This is a genomic window from Paraburkholderia podalyriae (genome assembly GCF_014397785.1).
GTDB classification, from domain to species: Bacteria; Pseudomonadota; Gammaproteobacteria; order Burkholderiales; family Burkholderiaceae; genus Paraburkholderia; species Paraburkholderia podalyriae.
In genome coordinates this window covers 1-5,559 of the sequence record NZ_VZQQ01000143.1, presented here as the reverse complement: position 1 = coordinate 5,559, position 5,559 = coordinate 1, and the positions used below count along the sequence as shown (strand labels likewise).

The window sequence follows — 5,559 nt, the reverse complement described above, 5'->3', positions numbered from 1 at the left end:
ATGTCATGCGCAACGCCAATCCTGCTGTCCGGTCCGCTCGGTCACGTTGCCGAAACGACCGGTCACGTTGCCGAAATCGCCGGTCACGATCCCGAAACGGCTGGTCACCTTCATCCGAAATACGCAAGACATTTCCCAATGCGGTGACGCACGTGGTGCGAAATGGCTATTTCGGCACGCCCGACAAGTTCGCGCTGTATCAGTTATCGCAGCTTCGCAAGACCATTGAGGCGAGAGGGCACTCACTCGATTTTCCAGATCTTGCGGATCGTGTGGCCGACGAACTTCGGAGTCGGCGGATGTCCATCCGCAAGGCGTCGGAAATGATGCACATAGGGGAGCGAGCGGAACTATTGCGTTGGCGGGCGTTGTGCGATGTCATGTTCGCGAAGGCGATCGGCGCCGACGGGACCGCCCATGAGCAGTAGACGATCGCAGCCGGTTGATCCGCTCATGCGCCTGTTTCATGAAATATCCGGCGATGTCCCGGACGAGGCTAGTCTGGCCCGTATGCGTCGAGTATCGAGCGTACTGAATCTGCAAGAGAACGACGCGCTATGGTCGATCATCGCGGTGCTCGAATACTATGCGCGCCTGTATGAGGGGATGCCGGAACGTATTCGGTGGGCGAGCGAGGGCAGTCTCGAAGCCGCGCGCCGAGAAGTCGGCGGCGCGACCGATGCTCTGATGCAACAACACCAGGATGCGCTTGAGCGGTGCAAGTCGACGATCCAACTCGCGGAAAAGCTGATACAGGAACATGAGGCGCGGTATCGGGCTGCGCTGGCGAATCTCAATGAGGCGGCGCTGACGGCTTTGACCGTGCGTATAGCAAATCGGGTCGCGCGCTCGGCAGGTAATCGGCTGATTGGCGCAGCTGCAATTTCGGGGCGCGAGCAGCGTGAGCGGCTGGATGATGCGATTGGCGCGTTCGGACAGGCAACTGATGCAACGGTGGTGCGGGTGGATGCGATGGCGACAGGGATGGAAAGGCGTTTTGCACGCTCGATGCGCCGTCTATTGCTGATGGGCGGAGCCGTGCTCTGCCTGATGTTACTGGTCGTGGACGGTTTAGTGGAAGGGGGGGCGGGTGGTCATACGGCGGGCGCGAATTGTCGCGCGGTGCAGTTGCGGCAGGCACACGGCGGCCCCTAGAGGGTGCTGCCGCCTGCTGTGCCGCGTCATCAGTACGAGGCGAAGCTTACGCGTCGCGAAGGGCAGCCTTGCGCCGTATTCACTATGGCGGCAGTCGGGAAGGGCCACGCCGGCTGTGCGCTGATTCCGCGTCGTCGTCGTTGCTGTCCCGCGAGTTTCCTGTGTCGCTTCCGGTAACGGAGTCGTCCTCATCCACGTCGTCGCGGACGGCCCACGAGGGTATGGTCGAAATCTCGCGAACGGTGAGGACTTCCGGGACCCGTGCGACTTTCGCGGGCCGCAGTTCGGCGGTGGCAGCGGCGTCGACCTTCTTCAGCAACGGCGGAGAATGGGCGGCGCGAGTGCGCCGCCCCACGGTCGGTTACACCTTCATCTGGCGCATGGCGTCCGCGAGCATCCAGAGGGCGCGGTTCAGCTTCACGTTCTGATCGATGCCGGTGATGGGGCGCGTGGACATGGACCGGCCCGTGCGCGAACGTCCATGTAGACCGCCCTTGGTCAGGTTTTCCTGAATGCGGTTGAAGACCGTCCAGAGATCATTGCGGCGATCCTCGTAACGGCGCGGCGCGAGCAATTGGCTTTCGGTGATGGGGGCGGGTGCTTCGGCGTCGCTTGGGTCGTAGCGCAGTGCGAGCGCGGAGCGGGAAAACGCGTGCTGTTCGTCGCGGTCGAGCGTCACGGCGCGCATGCCTTCCTTCTGCTCGCGGATCAGGTCGAAGCCGTCGAGCACGTCGAACGCGCCATTGATCACGTTCTGAACGACGTTGCCTTTGTGCGGCACACGGATATCGGCGATGTTCTCGCCAGCCACCATGCCGTTTTGGCACACAAACCGGAACGTGCCTGCGAGCATCTGGTAACTGCTCGTGCCGTCGTGCGAGTTCAGCAGCACGATTTCGTCGGCTTCCTCGCCGGTGATCTGGTCGGCATGGCGTAACGGCAAGGAGGCCGTAATGCAGAGGAAACGGCTGGCAGGCGCGATGATCGGCATTTCGAATGTGTTCCTGCTTCGCATTACCAGGCGGTTATAGGGAGTCAAGCCAATCCAGGAGATTCGGATTACGTCGCCACCGCGGCGGACTGCGAGGCCGGGTTGACTGGTCCATTTGTTCAAGAGCGCGCCGCTTGGTCTCGATGTTCGCGCGTGCGTAATGATTTGTCGTGTTGAGACTCACGTGTCCGAACCAGCTTCTTATCACGGTGACATCAACTCCGGAGGCCACCAGTTGGACCCCGACCGTGTGGCGAAACGTGTGCGGATGCACGCGTTTCCCTCGTAAAGACGGTGCCTCGTTCGTCGCCGTCCGAACGTACTGCGCGAGCTTGTATCGGACGCCGGCGGCACTGAGAGGGAAACCATAACGATTAACGAACAACGGTTCGTTCTCCGGTCTCGGGTTTCGCTCGAGCAACGCTGCCAGCAATGCCGCGGTTTCCGGCCAGATCGGACAGATCCGCATCTTGTTGCCCTTACCACAAAGCTTCACCTGCTCCGGCGCTGCCAGACGGATATTGCACGGACAGAGACTCAATGCTTCCTGGATGCGCGCGCCAGTGTTATACAGGAAGGCAAGAAGCGCGTAATCGCGTTGCCCCTCTGGTGTCGAGCGGTCTGGCTGGCGCAGAATCGCCTCGACCTCCTCGATGTCGAGGTACGCGGGTTCGGTAATTGGCCCTCTCTTGGCAGGAATGTGCAATACGGCAGCGCATTGCATGGCCGCTAACGGCTCCCGGTCCGCAATGAACCGGTAAAAAGAATGGAGTGCCGCCAACCGGCAGTTGCGTGTGCCTATCGATGTATGCTGCTCTGATTCGATGTGCTTGAGGAACGCGAGCACTTCGTCGGCGGTCAATTCGTCAAGTTTGATTGAGCTTACCGGGCAGTGTCGCCGTGCAGCGACGAACCGCAAGTAAAGTCGCCAGGTGTCGCGATAGGACAGAATTGTGTGTCGCGAACAATTGCGCTGCTCAGCGAGCCACTCGTGGAAGAACGCGTGGAGCCAGTACGCGAGGGGTGCCATTTTCATGACGCTTCTCCCGGCAAACGCAGCACGCGTGCATTGTGACGCCGATAGCGCTCACTTGCCTGACGGAGCAGTTCTGGAGAGACGTGCAGGTATGCGAGTGTCGACCGGATATCCTTGTGACCGAGGTACGCTGCCAGATACGGTAAGCGATCTTGAGGATTGATGCCAGCTCGATACCATTGCACCATCCGATGCCCAACGAATGTGTGCCTAATATCATGAACCCGTGGCCCTCGATGACCATGCGCGGGTTTAAGCCCTGCACGACGAATTACCTCGGTCAACATCCATTCAATTAGCCCTTTGCAGTATCCCGATCGACGCAGCGGCGACCACCACAAGGGGGCTCCCGATGTGATCGGTGCACCGAATGCCGCGCGTGCTTCCAGATAGGCGCGTAGGACGTCGAGCGCGCTTGGCGACAGGGCCAAGCGGCGCGACTTAAAAAACTTCGTCTCGCGGACCTCGAGTAGCCCGCGGGCAAGATTCAGATCGCCGACGGTTAGCGATGCGATTTCGCCGAGCCGCAAACCGGCACAGTATGCCAACGTCATCATTGCGTGCAGAGCGACTGGCCGTAGAGGTGCCTTCGGTGAAGGGAATGTGCGAGCCGCATCGAGCAGCATACGAATCTCAGCTTCGGTAAAGAGATATGGGCGCCGCTCCTGCTGGGTCAGTCGGCCATATAATCCTGGTTCGATCGGCAGAGTTGGGACCTCAGAGGCCTTTCGGCGTAACGCCTTTGATAGCGTGGCTCCACATTGCTGAGCCAGGCACTGATGCCGCAAGCCGGGGCTTTCGTTACGCCAGGCATCGAACTGCTGTCGAAGCGGGACAGTTGCCAGTGCAGGGTGACGCTGTAGGAATCTGTCGAAGCGCAGCAGATCACTCGCGCGCGTATCGTACCGGTAGCCCAGTGACTTCATCCGCGCAACGTGCTCCTGCATCGCAGGGCCAAGTACGCTGCCCCAAACGGGAAGTGGAATCAGCCGTCGCAGGGCGCTTCCGTTGTCATCTTCGAGCAAGGCCCGAACAACCGGACCGATCAGTCGTCCGTAATGTGCGTACAGTTCTAGCACGGGATGCGAACCACCTCCGGCGTTCGTGCGCCATTCCAGATAGCGGACGACTACGCGTGCCCGGTTTTCCACGCAACTCACTGGCGATTTTTGGACTTCCTGTCGCAACCACGTCCGCAGGACTTTAATCGCGCTTTCTTCGTCTGAAAGCGCTTTGTCGGACATGAAGGTCTCAAACTTCCGCAAGGCACGGGCGTAATCGCTACGCGTCTCAGGTCCTATCGACAGCGTGTCGAGGAACCGGCTAACAAGGTCCTTGCTAGTCATGTCGTCACCTCTTGCGGAAGATCAAGTGCGACTGACCGTAAATCGTCACTTGCCAGCTTGAGATACATTGCTGTACCTCGCACACTGTAATGTCCCAGGATATCTCCGATCACCTTGATCGATACGCCACTACCCAGCAAAGACTCGGCCCGGCTATGCCTCAGGACATGAACCCCGCGCTTTCCTGTCAGCGACACTCCTGCGGCCTGAATGGCGTGGTTCAGCACCCGATGAAGACCGGCACGCAGCGGCCCATAAGGCGCTACCGCCTGCACAAACACTTCTCGCGTTGACGTCGCGGGACGACCGCACTTGAGATAGTCGAATAGCGCGTCGGCGGGACCACGTAACAATGGCAGCTCCGAGCACGCACCTGTCTTTGTATGTCTGATGTGAATCCGTTCATGCCGCCAGTCGATGTCTGACAGGCGCAAACCACGGATCTCTCCACTGCGCAGGCCATAGGTCGACAGAAGCATCAGCATCGCGTAGTTGCGGATACCTAAGGGTGAGCGATCACGTCGGGCAATTTCCAGCACCCGATCGATGTCCTTTCGATGGATTGTCGTCGGAATAGCCTCGTGCTCATAGATGATAGGCCCATCAATGGCGTCTGCCAGATCCGTTGCGATTTGACTGCTATCGAACAGGTAGCGCAGTACACCACGTAACGTGCTTATTACATGTGCCTTTGAGCGGCGCTTCATCACGACAACCCGCGATGCAATATAGGCGTCGAGGTCCGGAAGGCATAACGTTTCAATGCTCGTTCCATGATCGTGCAGCCACCTCAGAAGAGAATACATTTCGAAGCGTCTATGTCTGCGCGTGTTAGGAGACAGCCCGCGCATCTCCACCATCCACGTTTCATAGCTGCGCACCAAATCGAACACGACGATATCGTGCCCCGGCGGTCGGTCAAACTCCCCCGGGTATGGTCACTTCAAACTCCCCCACCTGACGACCGTCGGCTGAGCCACTAAAGCTGCCGGGAGAGGTGTTGCAGGACGTCTATCTTCGTCTCCTTCGAA

Annotated in this window: 4 protein-coding genes and 2 pseudogenes; 2 read left to right on the top strand and 4 right to left on the bottom strand. The window is 59.4% G+C overall.

Annotated elements, in window-relative coordinates; all coding sequences use genetic code 11:
• A pseudogene (locus F6X42_RS41550) lies at positions 1 to 428 on the top strand (hypothetical protein); the annotation flags it as partial.
• Positions 418 to 1,155 (top strand): hypothetical protein, encoded by a 738-nt coding sequence (locus tag F6X42_RS41545; RefSeq protein WP_187639575.1) that lies wholly within the window; start codon positions 418 to 420, stop codon positions 1,153 to 1,155. The pseudogene F6X42_RS41550 and the gene F6X42_RS41545, both read left to right, overlap by 11 nt.
• A 361-nt stretch (positions 1,156 to 1,516) precedes the next feature.
• On the opposite strand, the pseudogene F6X42_RS41540 reads toward F6X42_RS41545, so the two are convergent.
• The 4 genes and pseudogenes from F6X42_RS41540 to F6X42_RS41525 form a co-directional block, all read right to left on the bottom strand.
• Positions 1,517 to 2,098 (bottom strand): annotated as a pseudogene (locus F6X42_RS41540) (DUF932 domain-containing protein); the annotation flags it as partial.
• Between the two features lie 82 nt (positions 2,099 to 2,180).
• Positions 2,181 to 3,182: a tyrosine-type recombinase/integrase gene (locus tag F6X42_RS41535; protein ID WP_187639574.1), complete on the bottom strand. Its 1,002-nt coding sequence runs from the start codon at positions 3,180 to 3,182 to the stop codon at positions 2,181 to 2,183.
• Positions 3,179 to 4,528, bottom strand: coding sequence for a tyrosine-type recombinase/integrase (locus F6X42_RS41530; protein WP_187639573.1), 1,350 nt, complete (start codon positions 4,526 to 4,528; stop codon positions 3,179 to 3,181). The genes F6X42_RS41535 and F6X42_RS41530 overlap by 4 nt, the downstream gene beginning before the upstream one ends.
• Complete coding sequence (locus tag F6X42_RS41525; protein ID WP_187639572.1) at positions 4,525 to 5,421, bottom strand: tyrosine-type recombinase/integrase; 897 nt, start codon at positions 5,419 to 5,421, stop codon at positions 4,525 to 4,527. The genes F6X42_RS41530 and F6X42_RS41525 overlap by 4 nt, the downstream gene beginning before the upstream one ends.
• Positions 5,422 to 5,559: the final 138 nt, after the last annotated feature.